This is a genomic window from Acinetobacter sp. YH12231 (assembly GCF_013417755.1).
GTDB lineage: Bacteria > Pseudomonadota > Gammaproteobacteria > Pseudomonadales > Moraxellaceae > Acinetobacter > Acinetobacter amyesii.
In genome coordinates, this window is the sequence record NZ_VPDJ01000006.1 from 20,411 (window position 1) to 38,462 (window position 18,052).

Genomic DNA, 18,052 nt, shown 5'->3' on the forward strand with positions numbered 1-18,052 from the left:
AGGGAGAACTGCAGTTCTCCCTTTTAATTTATACATGATATTAGATCGCTGTGCACTGATGTCCCATCAATTTAGACAACCACCGATGCAAGGTTACCGTCATCACTCCAACCATTACTAAGGCCGTTCCCAAAATAAAGTTCAGTTCAATCGTTTCGTTTAAGATCAATACGCCAAAGACCAGTCCAAAGATTGGGGTAAGGAATGAAAAAACGCCCAGACCATTGGCCAGATATTTACTTAACAGCCAAAACCAAAGCATCAGGCTAAAAAATGAAATAATGAGCACATGAAAAATCATACTGCTGATGGACAACACCGTCCAATGTACAGTCATTTGTCCTGTCAGCCACGCCACGGGTAATAAAAATACACAACCACCAACCAACTGATAAAACAAGGTCTGAGTCGGAGGTGCATCAGAGAGTTTGGTGAGTCTTAATGAAATGGTGGTCAAGGCCCACATCACCCCAGCAAGTAATGCCATCGCATCACCCAACAGGGCTTGAGTGTTGACTGTAGTACTACTTTCACGTCCCATAAACGACAGTACTATTCCTGAAAAGGCAATAAAAATACCGACCCATTGGATCGCTGTGAGTTTTTCTTCAGGCAACTTCCAATGTAAACCTAATGCCACAAAAATCGGTGCGGTATAGAGCAAGACAACGGTATGTGATGCAGAGGTATAGCGCAGGGATTCTGCCACTAAAATAAATTCGGCTGAAAATAAAAACGCCAACCAAATACCCGGCAGCAAGTATTCGCGTGTATATAAATGTGTTCCCGGCTTAAGACGAATCAGTGGAAAGACCAACAGCGCAGCCAAACCCGATCGGATGGCAATTTGCATGATCGGCGCAATATCAACCGCGGCCAATTTCAAAATGACCTGTTGAATCCCTAAAATCATGCACAAAATAATCATCAAACCAGAAGCTTTTGCATCTAGCGCCTTACGCTGTTCCACACTATTTACTCGACAATACGATAAGCAACACTATAGAACTGTCAGAAATAAAATATATACTTCAAAATAGACAAGTGATCTTCTTATTCAGGCAAAATTTCTCATGCGTCATAAAGCTCGTGCAGATCATACGCAGTTGCAACAACTTCCCACCAACGATGAAATTCAAGCAGCACTGTGGATCAGTTTTCGTGACGATCCTGCACTGTCTGTTTATCCCGTTCATGGACATGCTTGGGGCGAGTTTGTCTATGCCTTTAATGGCGTAATGGAAGTGAACATCAACCAGATAGACTATATTACCCCACCACCTTATGGCATTTGGCTTCCCCCACACTTAGAACATAGTGGTTTAAATCGTACTGCAGTTTCACATGGCACCTTATATGTACATGAATCTCTATGCACCCACTTGCCGAAACAACCGGGGATTTTACTCAGCTCACCTTTAGTTACAGCGATATTCAGCCATTTGCGTCTGTTGCATCAACAAGCCGACCTCATGGAAAATACGGCCGAATATCAACGCTTACTCCATGTGATCTTAGATCAACTGCATCAAGCCAAACTGGTCAGTAGTTATTTACCGCATTCGGATCACCCTGCCCTCAAACAGCTGCTTGATTATTTACATCAACATCCTGCAGATCAGAGCGCGCTTGAGCAATTGGCACAGCGGATAAATATGACGGAACGTACTCTGGCGCGTTATTGTCAAAAAGAACTTGGGATGTCCCTGCATGAATGGCGACAACGTCTTAAAGTCATGAAAGCCATGTCGATGCTCAACGCAGGCCAAACCGTCGAAAATATTGCCTTAGAACTTGGTTATGCCAATGCCTCGGCGTTTATAAATATGTTTAAAAAATGGATGCTTTGCACCCCAGATCAGTTTAGGAAATCTACCTTAAAGCCCTAAATGTGTTTAAATTTAGCCGCAAGGATCTCTATAAAGTGATTCAACAATCCGCTAAGATCAAAAAATCCACAAAGAATGATAATGACTCCATTTCGAATGAATAAAAAAACCATTTTAGCGCTGTGTTTATCTGCCGTATTTTTAACGGCTTGTAGTTCCAAAGAACAGCGTGAATTTAAATCTGCACTCAAAACCGCTCAAACGGGCGATGCGACCGCACAAATGAAAGTGGGTGATTTATACCTCAGTGGAACGGGCACAGAACAAAACATCGAACAAAGTGTACATTGGTACAAAGCTGCTGCGGATCAAGGCACTACGGACGCATTCGCATGGTTAATGACTCAAGCCTATCAAGGCAACCCACATGCAGATCAAGTGATTCGAAAGATGCAGCAAGATGGCAATATTTTCCTTGCACACTGGGTGCTAGACCTTGCAAAAAAGACTCATGATCCTGCTGCTGAATATACCGTTGGTTGGATGTACGACACTGGAAAAGGCTTAATTCAAGATAAGCACCAAGCGCAAATTTGGTATGAAAAAGCTGCCAAACAAAAGAATGTCGAAGCGATCAAAGTCTTGGGAAATCAACATTATTTTTCTGAACATCCTTCGTCAACACCCGACAAAGCAGCTGAATATTTAAGCTATGCCGCAGAACAAGGGCAAGATGCTGACGCGGCGATGAAAATGGCACATTATTATCATTATGATATTCGAGATGGTGAAAAAGCGCGACAATGGTATGCCAAAGCAGGTGCATTGGGAGACACCGACTCACAGCATATGGCCGACACCTATGAAACATGGAAAGACACTGGTCCTTTACAACCCAATGAGCCACCGCCATCAAGTAGCACTGAATAGATCAATCAAAAAAGGCTGCATTAAGCAGCCTTTTTTGTATTTCGTTCACAGTTTATTTGACAAAGGTTGTCCAGATATAATCCTGATTTTTTCCTTTTAGGGTCATTTTCAACTGCTCACCTGACTGTAGTGCCGCGACACCTGCAGGCGTACCTGTCATGACCACATCACCCGCTTCAAGACTAAACACTTGGCTAATATCGGCCAGTAATGTACCCACATCAAAAATCAGCAATGCAGTATCACCGTTCTGACGCAGTTCATCATTGACATGCAAGGTGTAATGCACATCTTTCCAATCTTGAACCACTTCTTGGACATCGATCCAATCCGCAAGGATGCAAGAACCATCATAAGCTTTGGCACGTTCCCACGGCTGACCTTTTTTCTTTAAGTCATCTTGTAGATCACGCAAGGTCAGGTCTAGCCCTAAAGTCACAGCTCCGACTGCTTCTAAGGCTTTGCGTGGATCAGTTTCAGCCGATAAAGGACGATCAATACGTAAACTTAATTCGCATTCATAGTGGCAACTGCCCCATGCAGGATTCCATGAGATGCCTTGGTCTAATGCGGTTAATGCACTTGGCGGCTTCATAAAAAGTACAGGACGGTCAGGAATTGCATTGCCTAATTCTTTGGCATGATCTGCATAACTACGACCGACGCAAACAATTTTAGATGGACGTGACTGCATACTTCTCCCTCTTTTGTTATGAATAGATTGTCTTAGTGCTGAAAAGTATTGGTAAAAATCGCTTGGTCCGCAGTATCTTTAAATGCACTTTTCGGCACAATAATCACGGTTTTATTTTTCAGTTCAAGCATATAGGTCAATTTGCCTTCAGCAAAATTTGCCACTTCAGCATAATGGAAGACATTCTTACGACCATTGGCATGAATTTCTGCATAGTCTTGAAATAAATCAATACCTTGTTCACTTTTGCCCAATTGGTATTTTACAAACTGGCGTTTAAACATCATCGGTAAAAACCAATAACGCATGATGCCTTGAAGAAGTAAAAAGAAAGCGCCCAGCCCAACATAGTAGGCACCAACACCATCTACACCCAAGTAAAAACCCCAGATGATAATCCCAAGGCTAATGGCTGGCGTTAAAAAACGCGTAAATTGCTTTTTGCCAAAAGTAGCTAGTGCAAAACCATCCTGTGATTCTTCTAGATTTAAAAAATAGCGCAGCGATAATGCAGGTAGATTCTCAGACATAAGCTTATGAATATTTAAAAATGAATTGCGCTAAATACTACACCACAATTCGAACTTGCTTCATGCTTTTTAATGGTCGGTTGTAACACTTGACTACTTCCCTTCCACCTAGAAATACGTTAAAAACAGCAACAAATAAAAGATTGCATACGCAGGATGTGACATGCAGATAACAAAAATAATCATGATGCTGGTGTTTCTGACTGGACTGAGCATATCGACCAGTTGGGCCAAATTCGTTCAATGGCAACCCCAGATCCCTAGTAGTTTGGACTTGTTTAATGGCAATGCCAAAGCCTTGGCAAATCTTGCCGGTGATCACATCGTGATTTTCGCACATCCTTCACAGCAAATTAGTCTACCCTCGATGAAAGCAGGCCAAAAAGTCGTTGGTAAATTTCAGAGTGCCGCCGTGGTTGTCCCAACCAACAGCAAAAATGTGGCGAGATTACTCAGTAATTATCCAAACTATGCAGGCTTATTTCCCACGCTAAAATCTGCTGAGGTTTTGCAACAACAAGGTTCAACCAGCCAAGTTGAATATCGCATCCATATCCCGACACCAATTCCGGTTTTAAACTTTAAAGAAACCGTGGTGATACAGCACCAAATTCAGCACAACAGCATTAATAGTTTGGTTCTACAAGCACCGGTGCCCTTTGGTACAGGGAAAATTGAATGGTTTGAGATAGATGCACAACACACCTTGATTAGTGTGACCCAATGGGGCGATTTAAATCAGCCCAAAGGTTTTTTGTTTAGCAAAATATTAAATGCCTTACCCGATGCCAAATTAGGGATTCCTGCGGGAACCAATGGTTTTTTACTCGAATCATTACAGCGCCGATTTAAAGCCTTTAGCAGCGAAACTCTCGCTGCAAATCAATTACCTGAACTCAAATTAAATGCCTCTCAACTCGACAAAGTCACCCAATTAAGTCAAAGCTCAAAAGAACCTGTGTCCTTTATTTTGACAGCGCAGCGCGTTCCCTTTGGGCAAAATTATGAATTGATGCGCTTTAGCACCAGTTTTCAATATTATGCACAAGAGCCTTCGAGCTTACAGCGCTGGATTAATGTGTCTTCGTTCAAGCACTTATTTCCAAGACAAGTTAAACATATGCAAGTGCAGAAAATTAATCCGCACCTGATGGATGCCGACTATAAAATTTCGGTGGGTTTAGGTGTGATCAATATTCCCTTTGATTTTAAAATGCGTTTTAACTACCCAGACTTACTGCAAAATCAATACACCGCGACAGGTGGAGACTTAAAGTTTGTCCGAGGCGCAATGCATATTCGCCCCTTACAACAAGGGTCATTATTACAATTGACCAGTGCGGTGAAGATTGATGACAAAGCACCGTTTTTACTTCGTGCTATGCGCAGTCTGCCGTATCACGACATGTTGCCGGCTTTAGGCGGAAATACGGTCTTTGCACTCAAAGTTAAACAGAAGTTAAGTTAGAACCTCGAGGATGAGCTGAATTTATTGTTTTTAGCTATATTTCAGACACAAAAAAACCGCAACATGTGCGGTTTTTTCAATCTTGATCAAGTTGGTGCGCTCAGAGAGATTCGAACTCCCGACCCCTTAGTTCGTAGCCAAGTGCTCTATCCAGCTGAGCTATGAGCGCGATGTCTTGATGAGGCTCATTATACGTGATTTTTATTTTTTGTTAAGAGCTTTTTCATATAAATTTAACCAAACGCACAGCAAATAAACAATTGCCCTTTAAACACGCTAAAAATCAGCCAGATTTACTTTTTTAATGGCTTTTGCATCACAAGTTTGGAATTTAAACTTAGCAATACTCACGTATAAATGCTCAAGATAGATAACAAATCTATCGCCATCATTGAATCACTGCTTTAACTCACCCAACTTTTCTTTATCTTAGCTTTAAAAAAATGCATCACCATGAACATCTGAAATAAGCGTTAATCTGTTGAAGAAAGCAAATGGAATAGAACGCTTTATAAAAGCAAAAGACAAAAGACAAAAGACAAAAGACAAAAGACAGCTATATCAAAGCGATAAATCACAAGCACAAAAAAACCGCAACATGTGCGGTAATTTGTTCAAGTTGGTGCGCTCAGAGAGATTCGAACTCCCGACCCCTTAGTTCGTAGCCAAGTGCTCTATCCAGCTGAGCTATGAGCGCGTAACTTGTGTCGTCTTAAAAGACTACGTTTTCAGATTTACTTATTGGTGCGCTCAGAGAGATTCGAACTCCCGACCCCTTAGTTCGTAGCCAAGTGCTCTATCCAGCTGAGCTATGAGCGCGACATAAGTAAATCGTGGCGGTGAGAGAGGGATTCGAACCCTCGATACAGTTGCCCGTATGCATCCTTAGCAGGGATGTGGTTTCAGCCACTCACCCATCTCACCGTAACGTGCCGCCATAATACAAAGATCATGATACGACTGCAAGCACAGTCGTTATATTTTTTTCATTTTTTTACTCAATTAGATATTTTTTAAACGATTTTCAAAAAATTAGTGCAAAATTAGTTCAGCACGCGCTGCTATCCCCTACTTTTCGGCTTTAAACATTATAAAATATCGGCATAAAACACTTTATTGCAATCAATTGCGTGCAGTATCTGCTTGCATGACTTATGCTAATCCTAATCTTCTGATTTGAAGCCAAATACATATGAAAAACTGGGTCGACCCTGAAGCAAAAGCTGAAGCCGAACGTTATGACAATCCAATTCCAAGCCGTACTCTAATTCAAGAGACGATTGAACAACTGAAAACTGCAATGTCGCATGCCGATCTTGTAGAACATTTTGAAATTGCCGATCAAAAAAGTATTGATGCACTGAGCCATCGTCTGATTGCGATGGTTCGAGATGGTCAGTTGATGAAAGATGGATTTAAGTTCCAGCTTGCAGCTGAGCAACCGACTCATGAAGCAACGGTTTATATCAACTCAAAAGGTTTAGGCACAGCCAATATTAGCGGTGAAGATGACCTTTTACTTCCTGAACGTGAGTTGCGTCAGGTGTTTAATGGTGACCGTGTTAAAGTCCGCCAAACATCGGTAGACCGTAAAGGCAAGGCATGGGGCTTTATTACTGAAGTTCTACAGCATCGTGTCAAAGAAATTATTGGTAAAGTGTCTGAATATGAAGGTGAATATTTTATTCAGCCGGCAAATCCCAATGCACACCAACCGATTACTTTAGAAAAAGAATTAATCGAGCATGCCAAAGTCAAACTCGGTGACTCTGTGCGTATTGCGATTGACAGCTACCCAACCAAAGAAGAATTTGCGACAGGCCATATTGTTCAGTCGATGGCTGATAAAGCAGACACTGAAATTATTATTCCGCAAACCATTTTAGAGTTTGGTTTACCTTACGAATTCCCTGAAGCGGTACAACAAGAAGCTGACAGCTTTAAAGAACCCTCAGAACAAGACCGTGAAGGTCGTGTCGATTTACGTGATTTAGCGCTTGTCACCATTGATGGTGAAGATGCCCGCGACTTCGATGATGCCGTGTATGCGGAAAAACGTCCAGGTGGTGGTTATCGTGTTGTGGTGGCAATTGCCGATGTCAGCCATTATGTACGTCCGGGTAAACCACTCGATGACGAAGCTCAAGAGCGCGGTACATCGGTGTACTTCCCTCATTTTGTATTGCCGATGTTGCCTGAAGCGCTGTCGAATGGTTTATGTTCTTTGAACCCACACCTAGACCGCTTATGTATGGTCTGTGATTTAAACTTATCTCGCGCGGGTCGTGTTACCAAGTTTGAATTCTATCCGGGTGTGATGCATTCAAAAGCTCGTTTGACCTATACCCAAGTTGCCGAATATTTTGAGGGTAATAGTCAAGCCATTCCTGAAGACCGTGATGTGCGTAAATCGATCAATACCTTATTCCAATTGTATCAAGTGTTGAAAGGCTTACGTGCTGAACGCCACGCGATGGAATTTGAAACCGTTGAAACTTATATGACTTTTGATGAGCTTGGCGGTATTAATGAAATCTTACCGCGTAGCCGTAATGATGCACATAAGTTAATTGAAGAATGCATGTTGTTGGCAAACGTCGCAGCGGCAGAATATGCATTAAAAAATGAAATTCCGATGCTGTACCGTGTGCATGAGCCACCTGAGTTCTCACGTATTCAAAAGGTTCGTGATTTTGTGAAGTTATTGGGGCTGCCATTCCCTGAACAGCCGACTCAAGCTGACTATCAAGCCGTGATTGATGCCACCAAAGAGCGTATTGATGCTCCAAGTATTCATGCCGTTTTACTCCGTTCAATGATGCAAGCTTATTATGGCGCGAACAATGCAGGTCACTTTGGCTTGGCTTATGAAGCGTATACGCATTTCACATCTCCAATCCGTCGTTATCCAGACTTGTTACTTCACCGTGCCATCAAAGCACAATTGAAGAAAAAGCCTTACCCAATTTCTGGTGCTTCGCTGGATGATGCAGGTGAACACTTCTCTGCGACCGAGCGCCGTGCTGATGAAGCTTCACGTTCTGTCACTACATGGTTGAAGTGCCATTACATGCAGCAGCATTTGGGTGAAGAATTTATTGGTACCATCAGTGCGACTGCTGAATTTGGCCTGTTTGTAACGCTCAAAGACTTATATGTTGATGGCATGATCCACGTCAGCCAATTGGGTGATGACTTCTTTGTCTATGACCAACCAAGTCAGAGCTTAATTGGTCAATCTCGCGGTCAAGTTTTCAGTCTCGGCGATGAAGTGAAAATTAAAGTTGCTGGTGTAAATCTAGAAGAGCGCAAAATCGACTTTGAATTGATTCAACAATTGAGCCATGCAGGCCGTGCTATTCGCGCGCGTGCCCCTCGTGTTGCAAAACCCACAGCCAAAGAAGAAGTCTTTTCAGAGCGTAAAACCAACGTTGCTGAAGATGGAGAACAGCCCATACGACGCAAAAAAGACAAAGGAAAACCCAGCTCCTACAGCCAAAAACCTGCTAAAAAATCTGCAACAAAGTCTGAAGCGAAGGCTAAAGATAAAGTGAAGAAAAAGTTAAAAGTAAAAAAGAAAAAATCCAATGCCAAAGCAAAGGGTGAGTAAATTTTACTAAATAAAAAAGAGTGCTACGGCGCTCTTTTTCATTTAATATATCTCTATAAAAATAAACCACTTAAAAATCATGACATCACAGAAAATTACTAAATACTATTACCATGAATATGTAATATGCTTAGTCTTTGTACTTAGTATTTCAGCACTGATTGCTCTCTTTTTTATAGACTTCACCCCAACAAATCAAGTCAAAATCACAGCCTTCATTGTTGCAACGTTGATTTATTTGGCTGTTTTGATCTACTTTTATGTTCTGCATAGATACGGACAATGGATCATTCCACGTACATGGACAAATGTACAAAAAAAGCCAAAATTCTATTTTTTACTCCTCTTCCCTATTTTTGTAATTCTGTTTCTTTACTTAAATCTAGTTGTCTATCCTCCTCTGCTTCATACCCTAGTTTTGGGTACACCTACTGTGGTGACATTGGAAGCAAGCGCTGTTAAAAAACATGGTAAAAAAGGAAGTGTCTACTATTCTATTGAAACACCGTATGACTCTACTGGTATGTTTCGAATCAATGTAGATGAATATGAACACTACAAAAATCAAAATCTATTCATAAAATTATCGGTCATTGAGGGGCGCTTTGGCACCTACATCCAAGATATTCAATCTATCCACGGTGAAACAAGAGCGAATAAATAGCACCCAAGGCTTGATTTATCCTTCTAGAAGCCTTACTTCTACAAATAACACAGGAAATAAATCGGCAGACCGACATGACATTAGAAAAGGCAACTTTGCCTGTTCCACAATTTGATCAAATTACACTGGCAGATTTAAAACAAAAAATTGAGCATGCCATTCAGCAGGGACAAAACTTTTTAAATAATCTGACTGCAGTACCTGAAAATACGACGGCGCAATTAAATGTTTTAGAACAGATTGATCAGCTCGAAAATAACATGAGCGAAGCATGGGGCGTGCTGTCACATTTAAATGCGGTCATGAATAATCCTGAAACCCGCGAAGTGTATCAAGCGCTGTTACCAAGTTTAAGCGACTACTACACTCAATTGGGTCAGCACACGGTGTTGTATCAAAGCTATCAACATATTCACGACGCCAACACCTTTAAAGATTTGCCTGCTGCACAACAAAGCGCAATTCAACTGGCATTGCGCGACTTTAAACTGTCAGGTGTGGCCTTAGAAGGTGAAGCTAAAAAACGCTATGCTGAAATTTCAGCGCGTTTATCGCAACTGTCATCAGACTTTTCCAATCATGTATTGGATGCCACCCAAGCCTATTACAAAGTATTGTCCGAAGATCAGCTCAAAGGTTTACCGCCAAGCAGCGTTGAATTGCTGAAACAATATGGTCAGCAACGCGAATTGGAACAAGCTGTGGCAACACTGGATATTCCTGCCTATTTAGCCATTATGACCTATGCCGATGATCGTGCTTTGCGCGAAACCTTGTATCAGGCATACACTACTCGCGCGTCCGATCAATCAGCCCAGTCTGAATTTGACAACACCCCGATCATGGAAGAAATCTTGCGTTTACGTCAAGAAATGGCGCAATTGCTCGGTTTTAACAACTATGCAGAATTATCCCTTGCCAGCAAAATGGCACCAAGTGTCGAAGCAGTCGATCAATTCCTGCGTGAACTGGCAGAACATGCTCGTGCACCTGCAGAACAAGAAATTGCCGAACTCAAAGCCATTGCCGCCCAAGATGGGATTGATACCTTACAACCGTGGGATACAGGCTACTATTCTGAAAAATTAAAATTACAGCAATTTAACCTTTCACAAGAAATGTTAAAACCATATTTCCCTGCACCGAAAGTGGTTGAAGGTCTATTTAGCATCGTCAAGCGTTTATACGATGTCGATATTATTGAGCGCGCTGCCCCTGTTTGGCATCCTGATGCACGTTATTTTGAACTTGAAGATCAAGGTCAAGTGATTGGTGGTTTTTACTTTGATCTATATGCCCGTACAGGCAAACGCGGCGGCGCATGGATGAGTGGTTTCCGTTCACGCATGCAATTGGCACAAGGTTTACAAAAACCAATTTGCTATATGGTGTGTAACTTTACCCCACCTGTTGCAGACCAACCCGCGCTTTTAACGCATGATGAAGTCATCACCCTATTCCATGAATTTGGACATGGCTTACATCACATGCTAACTGAAGTAGATAATATTGCTGTGGCAGGTACACATGGTGTCGCTTGGGATGCGGTGGAATTACCAAGCCAATTCATGGAATTTTGGACTTGGGATCAAGATAGTTTAGATATGCTGAGTGCGCATATTGAAACCCAAGACACCCTGCCAGAACACCTGCTTAAAGCACTGTTAGATGCACGTTTCTTCCAGTCGGGAATGCAGAGCCTGCGCCAAATTGAATTTGCCCTGTTCGATTTAAGTATTCATCGCAACAACCCTGCTTTAAATGCGGAACAGATTCAAGCCATGCTAGATGATATTCGTCAAAACTATGCCGTTGCGCCAACTACAGCTTACAACCGCTTCCAGCACAGCTTCAGCCATATTTTCGCAGGCGGCTATGCTGCAGGATATTATTCATACAAATGGGCAGAGGTTTTGGCGAGTGATGCCTTCGACCGATTCGAAAATGAAGGAATTTTTAATACTTCGACTGGCAAGTCGTTTAGACAATTTATTCTAGCAGTTGGCGGAAAAGATACGGCACTTGACGCATTTATCAATTTCCGTGGACGCGAGCCAAAAATAGATGCTTTGCTGCGTCATCAAGGTTGGACGAACGCATCTAAAAACGCTTAAACTAGTGACCTTAGTTAGATTCAAGGTAAGTATGATGACCATTAAACGACGCTTCATTGCAGGTGCAAAATGTCCAAAATGCCAAGCGATGGACCGGGTTGTCATGCTGACCTCTGGCGAAGACGAATGGATCGAATGCATTGATTGTGGTTACAGTGAAAATCGACCGACTCATGTCGATCAACCTGAACAACCAGCCGTGCCAGATGATATAGGTGTGATCCAATTTAAGCCGCGCCAGCCTAAATAAAAATTAAGGTCACATAATGCTAGTAGATCAAAGAAATAATCCAAAACTGTTAGTTGGAATCATTGGGGGCTTAACGTTATTGATTGCTATCTTTTTTGCATATCAATGGTTAAGCAGCAGTACAGCAGATAAATCTGCACTTCAAGAAGAAATGGTCGCTGCACCGGCTAAACCGCCTGTTGCAGTCCCTGTCCAATCTGAAACTGAAGCATCAGTCCCTACCGCAGAGACTGACACCATTAAATTGGTCGAAGAAGACATTTTAGATGCAGCTGTGCCTGAAAATGCCTCTTTAGCCAAAGAAGAAATTGCCAAATTAGATGACATTCAACAGCAATTGAATGATCAGGAACAAAGCTTAAAACAGCAGCATTCAGATGCAGATGAGCTGATTAAACTGAAAGAAGAACAAATTAAATTACTCGAAGCCCAGTTAGCACAACAAGCAAAATAACCGACTTCTGCTACACCCTGCGTACTTATAGGCTAGAATATCATCAGATTTTTTAGCCTTTTTGTTATGTCCACTACTACACCACAGAATATCCCCAAAGCAATTGGCTTTCTCATGCTGTCAGCGCTGCTTTTTTCCATCATGGGGGTTTGTATACGCTACGCATCTCACACGGTAGATAATGCCACCATCGTATTTTTTCGAAATGCGGTTGGCTTATTGATCTTTCTCCCTTTGATCCTGCAAAAAGGGAGCACATTTTTTAGAACTGAAAAACTGTGGATGCATACATGGCGTTCAATCGTAGGCTTGGTGGCAATGTATGGCTTTTTTTATGCCATTGCACACTTAAAACTCTCCAATGCCATGGTCTTCACCTATTCCTCACCGATCTTTATCCCCTTAATTGCATGGTTATTTTTAAAAGAAAAAATAACCCTGAGTATGCTCATTGCCGCAGTCATTGGTTTAATCGGCGTGCTCTTCGTCGCAAAGCCCGATGCAGGAATGTTCAATCAGTTATCACTCATCGGACTGAGCGCAAGCTTCTTGGCAGCCATGGCATTTGTCACTGTCCGTGCGCTTACAGCAACAGAACCGCCTGAACGCATTGTGTTTTATTTCTGCTTTTTTGGCACACTTATTTCCATGATCCCAATGTTTTGGCTCTGGCGTCCCTATAGTTTAAAAGAGTTAGCTTTTCTGATTACAGCGGGACTTTTGGCCAATATCAGTCAAATTTTTATGTCCAATGCCTATAAGCTCGCACCCGCAGGTCAAATTGGCCCCGTGAACTATATCACGATTATTTTTGCAGGTATTTGGGGCTTTGTTCTTTGGCAGGAACTGCCAGACATTTACAGCCTATTCGGCTTTGCTTTTATATTTTTAGCGATTTTGCTCTGTAGTCCAATCCTACAAAATAAGTTTAAAAAGTCATAAAGATTCAAACCATTTACCATCAAATGCACAGCCCCTTATTCAATAAAAAAGCACCCGAAGGTGCTTTTTTAATGCTTCAAAATTAATTTATTGATACCAACCAAACAGCTTAAAGAAATACGGCAGATACGCAATAATCAACATTGCAGGGAACAGCACAATCAGCGGCAAAATCCAACGTTCATAACGGTAATAAAACGACAAGTGACGAACTTCAGCATCCGCTTCATTGACTTCAGCATCCCCTATCGACTGTCGGGCCAAGAGGTGGTTCAATGCAACTGGAGGCGTAACATAACCTAGCTCAAAACCAATGAGTGTAATCATCCAAAAATGCACAGGATGAATACCGTATTGATAGGCTACAGGAGCAATAGTTGCAGAAATTAAAATGACTGCGCCAAACGGATCCATAATCATACCCACAAAGACCATCAATCCGACAATCAATGTGATAACCAAAAAAGTACTGCTGATATCAGTTGGGAATAAACTCATGACTTCAGTACGCTCTAGCAATCCACCAACGCTTACCGAAAGCGCCATCAAAATAACCAAAGCACCGATATGTCCAACGGTTTCACTGGTCGAAATATGCATCGACTTCCAAAAACCAACTTGACGTAGAATCTGCATAGAGCTGGATTGAGCCACTGTATGATTCGCAGCCTGCCCATCATCTGTGCTATTACCATGTAATCCTTCACGGTATTCTGCATGTGCAACCTGTGCGCCGGCTAAAGCAGGTTCAGCATTCGCACTATAATTTGCTGTTAGTGTTTCATCCCAATGCCCAACTGCTGACAATGGTGCTGGCTGATGACGTAATTTATCCACTAAAACGATCATCAGCAGAATAACAGGCATCATGACTGGTGCAGTAAATTCATTTAAATCTGTATTCAATAAATATTTATAGAACATCCAAATCAGCACGAAAATCACAATATAAGGAATAACGGCTAAGAAGGCACGTCCTGACTGCGGCGCTGCCACATTGGCTTGAGCAATACGGAACTTATGTTCTGCAAAAAATAACGACACAATTAAAAACATCGTAGATGTCAGCAAGAACGTATAAATACCATATTGATAAAGCAGATCCGTGGTCACTTCTTTATTTAGCGATGCAACAACCACAATCAATAAGCATGGACGTAAAACCACCCCAAGCGAACCGGACATTGCTGTTGCAGCCAAGGCAAATTGACGGCGTCCGCCAGCGTTCCACACTTCCTTATAAATAATCGCGCCTGCCGCAATGACAAAGATCCCCGATGCTCCAGTATAGGCTGTAGGCAATGCTGCTGCGATTAAAATCAGCCATGTTAAAGTCTCAGGAGCTAAGTTCCATGGGCGTAAAATATTCAAGAATAAATCTACGACACGGGTTTGCTTCAACAACATACCCGCCCAAATGAATAACGCTAGATTCAGGAAAATACTTGAAAACTCGACCAATTGCCCTAAATAGATGCCTTGCCCCATCGGGTAGTCCATAAAGAAGATAAAGGCGATACCTGTAATCAACGCCATATACGCATATAAAGGCACGCTTAGGAACGCGAAACTAAGACTACCGCCCTCTTTGGCATCTTTTGGCGGACTAAACAATTGCAAAACACTGATCAATGTCAGGATTGAGAACAGCGTCATCCACATCCAATAAATCAGTTCAGTTTCGGTGGTCATTGGAACTCCCGAATTTTTCACTGAATTGAATTGGCTGATACTTGAGTAGGTTAACAGTCCATTACCGAAGCTCATCATCAGGCTATAAACACGATAATCCTTCTTGGTTGCAGGACCGCGTAGACCAATATGATGAATTTTCAATGTCGCACTAATCGCAGCTATAACCACCATAAAAATCAACAAAATGGCGCGATTTTCAGTACCAAATTTAAAGATACCGAAGAAGCTTGTTTCAAAATTACGATAGGCGCGAATACTCGGATGCTTCTCCATATGTTGCATGGCTTTATCATAAAATTGATACTTTTCTTCACACTGCTGCACACTCGCTAAAATAGACGAACGAACGTCATTCTCAGATGCCGTACCAAAAAAATCAGCAAACTCATCTGCTGCATTGGCTTGCATTTGAGTTTTCACCAACGCATCGACATTCGGGTTACGGTCACATTCAGGCTTGGTCGGTTCTGCACGTAAAAATGAATACTGCATCCCAATGCTTTCATTACCATACAAACGCTCACCAGTACGCAGAAGCTGACCATGAATCATCTCCCCTGTACCGATAATCAATGTAAGCAGAAGCAAGATCAACACGACTAGAGTCGAAATCCATTCTGTCCAGACATACCTTAACAGCCCGACGATGCCGGATCTGTTTTGTGCATCATTTTGCATGAGTCTTCCTATTTTTTATTTTGGAGCCTAGCGGAGCCAAGCATCCTTTTCCTTAGCGGCTCGAGAAGATCCTTTCCCTGACCTAACTGTTTTATTATTACGTTTAAATTTGCATCAATATTCAAAACATTAAAATGACAATATGTATTTTCTTTTCGTTTTTTTTTGTCAACCCAATCACCTAAAGTGAGCTAACGATCCCAGAAATAATTGCCAACAAGATAGAACAAGGCGATGATAATGCCCCAAATCACCCCCAATAAATGTGCTTCGACTAAAATGGGGCTTCCAATTAATTCAGCCGTTCCCGTATTGCCCACGGTATTTTCCCACACCAATTTTGCCAAAATCAGCAACAATACAAAGGCTGCAAAATTTCGCTCCCGTCGATACATCAAATGCACACAAGCGACCGCGACATAGGCACCATGTAAGACACCAGATAATCCGGCATAGGCTTCAATATCGGGTAAGAAAAAATAGAAACTTAGACTGATTAAAGGAGATAAAATCAATAAAATGGCAACAAAATGCCATGTCGAAACTCGTGGGAAAATAAACGGTAAGCAAATAAAGGCCAATATATTTAAAACAAAATGAATCCAACCGACGTGAACCCAATGTGCGGTCCATAAGCGCCAAAAATCATGAAATAAGTCATCTTGCCAATAGATAAAATAATCTTTAAATACCTGTAGCGAGGCACAGATCGAAACGAATACGGCAAGAAAGACAATTTTCGGTATTAAAAATTGTAGTTTCATTTTCGCTCCTCCTGTACCTCACTTTTAAACGCTATTGCAAAGATTAATTTGCAGCTGTGCCACTGGTTTCAATATCACCACTAAACAAATCATCGAGTTCAGAACTATTGGCACTTTCATCCCAGAAATGTTCCATACCATCATCAGCCGTACGAACGCCTGTATGTTCAGTCCAATAACGATCTGAAATCCCTTTCACCATGGTTTCAGCCATGCTATCGATGAGCTTAAATTGTGGATTAACAGGTTTCTCATCGCTACGCGCTTGTGCAAAGGTACGTAAGGCATCACGGATTTTCGCATCATCGCCACTGGCTTGTGCAGCAACCGCATATAAAGCATGTGACAGTCTCACACCTTTTTGCTCACCAATTTGCGTAGATTGTTTCAAGGTTTGGTATGGATCAGGTTTTCCATCACCTGCACCCGGCAATAACGTCCAGATCACAGCGCGGGTTGCATTTGGTGCGCCCCAGAATTTTTCATTATTTAGACATACCATACCGCGTTCAACAATCGCAGCAATGTCTTTTGGAACGTTTACCGCCCCACCTGAGTTAATATCATTGGTCATGGCCTGTAAGCCACTTAACATTCCCAACATATACACTGTTTGGTCAATGTCGCTGTTCATTTTTGGACAGCCTTCACCTAGACTTTTCTTATACTTCTTTTCAAAACGATCTTGAAATAATTGATAGCCGGTATATTGACGCTGTGCAGCAAGTGCCGCCCAACGCTTTTGCTCAACACGAGCATCCTGTGCTTCGGATACTTGGTTAGCTTTAGATGCACGTAAATAGCGTAACTCTGCATCCAAGGCTTTTTGTTCTGCACAAATCCCTGCTGCTGAATACATCAACACAGCCACACGTGTTGGGTCTGCGCCCATATCTTTGGTGGCCATAATGGCTGGAGTTAATGAATTACCTGAATTACACACCATTTCAGCATCTTCCATGGCTAAAATTGGTGGCACAATATGTTTTTCTGTAAATCCGAGTGCAACATTAGCACCGGTTTTTACAACCTGCGAACAACCCGCGAATAATGTACTTGTTATTGCTACAACTGCCACACCCTGGCATATTTTTTGGACGCTCGACATTTTCCTGTCCTCTATAATTGTGTTTATGTCCATCACGACAAACATATCAGAAGCAAAAAATGAATAAAAGAGTATTTGCTCTAATTTGAACGACACACTGTGCCATGAATCACGCTGAATGCAATTGACTGATTTTTTACAAAGACTAAATTTTAGGCAAAAAAAAGTAGCATAGCGACGGTTCGGCACATGCTACTTATTAACTGTGAAAGCGTTTGACTGCTTATTTTTGAGTTAACTGTTCCTTCAGCACTGTTCCTAGTCGTCCTATAACAATTGCTAACACAATCGCTATTACCAGAAACATCCAAGTTGGCATCAT

The 18,052-nt window shown here is 41.9% G+C and carries 15 protein-coding genes and 4 tRNA genes; 9 read left to right on the forward strand and 10 right to left on the reverse strand.

Annotation, left to right across the window (positions count from 1 at the left end):
* Positions 1–40 precede the first annotated feature (40 nt).
* Complete coding sequence (locus FTV11_RS03715; protein ID WP_180026044.1) at positions 41–970, reverse strand: DMT family transporter; 930 nt, start codon at positions 968–970, stop codon at positions 41–43.
* Positions 971–1,073: 103 nt separating this feature from the next.
* Between FTV11_RS03715 and FTV11_RS03720 the strand changes: the two genes are divergently transcribed.
* Both FTV11_RS03720 and FTV11_RS03725 read left to right on the forward strand, forming a co-directional pair.
* Positions 1,074–1,889, forward strand: coding sequence for a helix-turn-helix domain-containing protein (locus tag FTV11_RS03720; protein WP_180010537.1), 816 nt, complete (start codon positions 1,074–1,076; stop codon positions 1,887–1,889).
* 96 nt (positions 1,890–1,985) lie between these two features.
* A complete protein-coding gene (locus FTV11_RS03725) occupies positions 1,986–2,759 on the forward strand; it encodes a tetratricopeptide repeat protein (RefSeq protein ID WP_180064808.1) in 774 nt (257 codons plus the stop codon).
* A gap of 52 nt (positions 2,760–2,811) precedes the next feature.
* Here the strand turns inward: FTV11_RS03725 and FTV11_RS03730 are convergent, their stop codons facing one another.
* Complete coding sequence (locus FTV11_RS03730; protein WP_180073407.1) at positions 2,812–3,453, reverse strand: fumarylacetoacetate hydrolase family protein; 642 nt, start codon at positions 3,451–3,453, stop codon at positions 2,812–2,814.
* Positions 3,454–3,485: 32 nt separating this feature from the next.
* Positions 3,486–3,983: a YcxB family protein gene (locus tag FTV11_RS03735; RefSeq protein ID WP_180073408.1), complete on the reverse strand. Its 498-nt coding sequence runs from the start codon at positions 3,981–3,983 to the stop codon at positions 3,486–3,488.
* A gap of 184 nt (positions 3,984–4,167) precedes the next feature.
* Here FTV11_RS03735 and FTV11_RS03740 point away from each other — a divergent pair, with 184 nt between their 5' ends.
* Entirely contained in the window at positions 4,168–5,451 is a 1,284-nt protein-coding gene (locus FTV11_RS03740; RefSeq protein ID WP_373685403.1) for an SRPBCC family protein, read from the forward strand.
* Between the two features lie 92 nt (positions 5,452–5,543).
* Here the strand turns inward: FTV11_RS03740 and FTV11_RS03745 are convergent.
* The 4 genes from FTV11_RS03745 to FTV11_RS03760 form a co-directional block, all read right to left on the reverse strand.
* A tRNA-Arg gene (locus FTV11_RS03745) sits at positions 5,544–5,620 on the reverse strand.
* 451 nt (positions 5,621–6,071) lie between these two features.
* A tRNA-Arg gene (locus tag FTV11_RS03750) sits at positions 6,072–6,148 on the reverse strand.
* Positions 6,149–6,193: 45 nt separating this feature from the next.
* Positions 6,194–6,270 (reverse strand) — tRNA-Arg (locus FTV11_RS03755).
* Between the two features lie 15 nt (positions 6,271–6,285).
* Positions 6,286–6,375, reverse strand: a tRNA-Ser gene (locus FTV11_RS03760).
* A 268-nt stretch (positions 6,376–6,643) separates the two neighbouring features.
* Between FTV11_RS03760 and rnr the strand changes: the two genes are divergently transcribed.
* The 6 genes from rnr to FTV11_RS03790 all read left to right on the forward strand — a co-directional run bounded on the left by rnr (position 6,644) and on the right by FTV11_RS03790 (position 13,485).
* A complete protein-coding gene (rnr, locus tag FTV11_RS03765) occupies positions 6,644–9,061 on the forward strand; it encodes a ribonuclease R (RefSeq protein ID WP_180073410.1) in 2,418 nt (805 codons plus the stop codon).
* A 79-nt stretch (positions 9,062–9,140) separates the two neighbouring features.
* Positions 9,141–9,725, forward strand: a complete 585-nt coding sequence (locus FTV11_RS03770) for a hypothetical protein (protein ID WP_111885424.1) — start codon at positions 9,141–9,143, stop codon at positions 9,723–9,725.
* Between the two features lie 74 nt (positions 9,726–9,799).
* Positions 9,800–11,839, forward strand: a complete 2,040-nt coding sequence (locus FTV11_RS03775) for a M3 family metallopeptidase (RefSeq protein WP_180073411.1) — start codon at positions 9,800–9,802, stop codon at positions 11,837–11,839.
* A gap of 40 nt (positions 11,840–11,879) precedes the next feature.
* Entirely contained in the window at positions 11,880–12,089 is a 210-nt protein-coding gene (locus FTV11_RS03780) for a YheV family putative zinc ribbon protein (protein WP_171256675.1), read from the forward strand.
* Positions 12,090–12,105: 16 nt separating this feature from the next.
* On the forward strand, positions 12,106–12,543 hold the full coding sequence (locus FTV11_RS03785; RefSeq protein WP_180073412.1) for a hypothetical protein: 438 nt from the start codon (positions 12,106–12,108) through the stop codon (positions 12,541–12,543).
* A 66-nt stretch (positions 12,544–12,609) separates the two neighbouring features.
* Entirely contained in the window at positions 12,610–13,485 is an 876-nt protein-coding gene (locus tag FTV11_RS03790) for a DMT family transporter (protein ID WP_180073413.1), read from the forward strand.
* A gap of 87 nt (positions 13,486–13,572) precedes the next feature.
* Here FTV11_RS03790 and FTV11_RS03795 read toward each other — a convergent pair whose 3' ends face one another.
* From FTV11_RS03795 to FTV11_RS03805, 3 genes are all read right to left on the reverse strand, one after another.
* A complete protein-coding gene (locus FTV11_RS03795) occupies positions 13,573–15,858 on the reverse strand; it encodes a TRAP transporter large permease subunit (protein ID WP_180003463.1) in 2,286 nt (761 codons plus the stop codon).
* A 191-nt stretch (positions 15,859–16,049) separates the two neighbouring features.
* Entirely contained in the window at positions 16,050–16,622 is a 573-nt protein-coding gene (gene rrtA / locus FTV11_RS03800) for a rhombosortase (RefSeq protein ID WP_168379122.1), read from the reverse strand.
* A gap of 43 nt (positions 16,623–16,665) precedes the next feature.
* On the reverse strand, positions 16,666–17,730 hold the full coding sequence (locus FTV11_RS03805; protein WP_180021620.1) for a hypothetical protein: 1,065 nt from the start codon (positions 17,728–17,730) through the stop codon (positions 16,666–16,668).
* Positions 17,731–18,052 lie beyond the last annotated feature (322 nt).

What these genes read in the sequence shown, in the direction of transcription:
- FTV11_RS03735 (WP_180073408.1), bottom strand. Translation starts at nt 3,983, where the DNA reads ATGTCTGAGAATCTACCTGCATTATCGCTGCGCTATTTTTTAAATCTA.
- FTV11_RS03790 (WP_180073413.1), top strand. Translation starts at nt 12,610, where the DNA reads ATGTCCACTACTACACCACAGAATATCCCCAAAGCAATTGGCTTTCTC.
- FTV11_RS03720 (WP_180010537.1), top strand. Translation starts at nt 1,074, where the DNA reads ATGCGTCATAAAGCTCGTGCAGATCATACGCAGTTGCAACAACTTCCC.
- FTV11_RS03805 (WP_180021620.1), bottom strand. Translation starts at nt 17,730, where the DNA reads ATGTCGAGCGTCCAAAAAATATGCCAGGGTGTGGCAGTTGTAGCAATA.
- FTV11_RS03785 (WP_180073412.1), top strand. Translation starts at nt 12,106, where the DNA reads ATGCTAGTAGATCAAAGAAATAATCCAAAACTGTTAGTTGGAATCATT.
- FTV11_RS03770 (WP_111885424.1), top strand. Translation starts at nt 9,141, where the DNA reads ATGACATCACAGAAAATTACTAAATACTATTACCATGAATATGTAATA.
- FTV11_RS03775 (WP_180073411.1), top strand. Translation starts at nt 9,800, where the DNA reads ATGACATTAGAAAAGGCAACTTTGCCTGTTCCACAATTTGATCAAATT.
- rnr (WP_180073410.1), top strand. Translation starts at nt 6,644, where the DNA reads ATGAAAAACTGGGTCGACCCTGAAGCAAAAGCTGAAGCCGAACGTTAT.
- FTV11_RS03725 (WP_180064808.1), top strand. Translation starts at nt 1,986, where the DNA reads ATGAATAAAAAAACCATTTTAGCGCTGTGTTTATCTGCCGTATTTTTA.
- FTV11_RS03740 (WP_373685403.1), top strand. Translation starts at nt 4,168, where the DNA reads ATGATGCTGGTGTTTCTGACTGGACTGAGCATATCGACCAGTTGGGCC.
- FTV11_RS03730 (WP_180073407.1), bottom strand. Translation starts at nt 3,453, where the DNA reads ATGCAGTCACGTCCATCTAAAATTGTTTGCGTCGGTCGTAGTTATGCA.
- FTV11_RS03795 (WP_180003463.1), bottom strand. Translation starts at nt 15,858, where the DNA reads ATGCAAAATGATGCACAAAACAGATCCGGCATCGTCGGGCTGTTAAGG.
- rrtA (WP_168379122.1), bottom strand. Translation starts at nt 16,622, where the DNA reads ATGAAACTACAATTTTTAATACCGAAAATTGTCTTTCTTGCCGTATTC.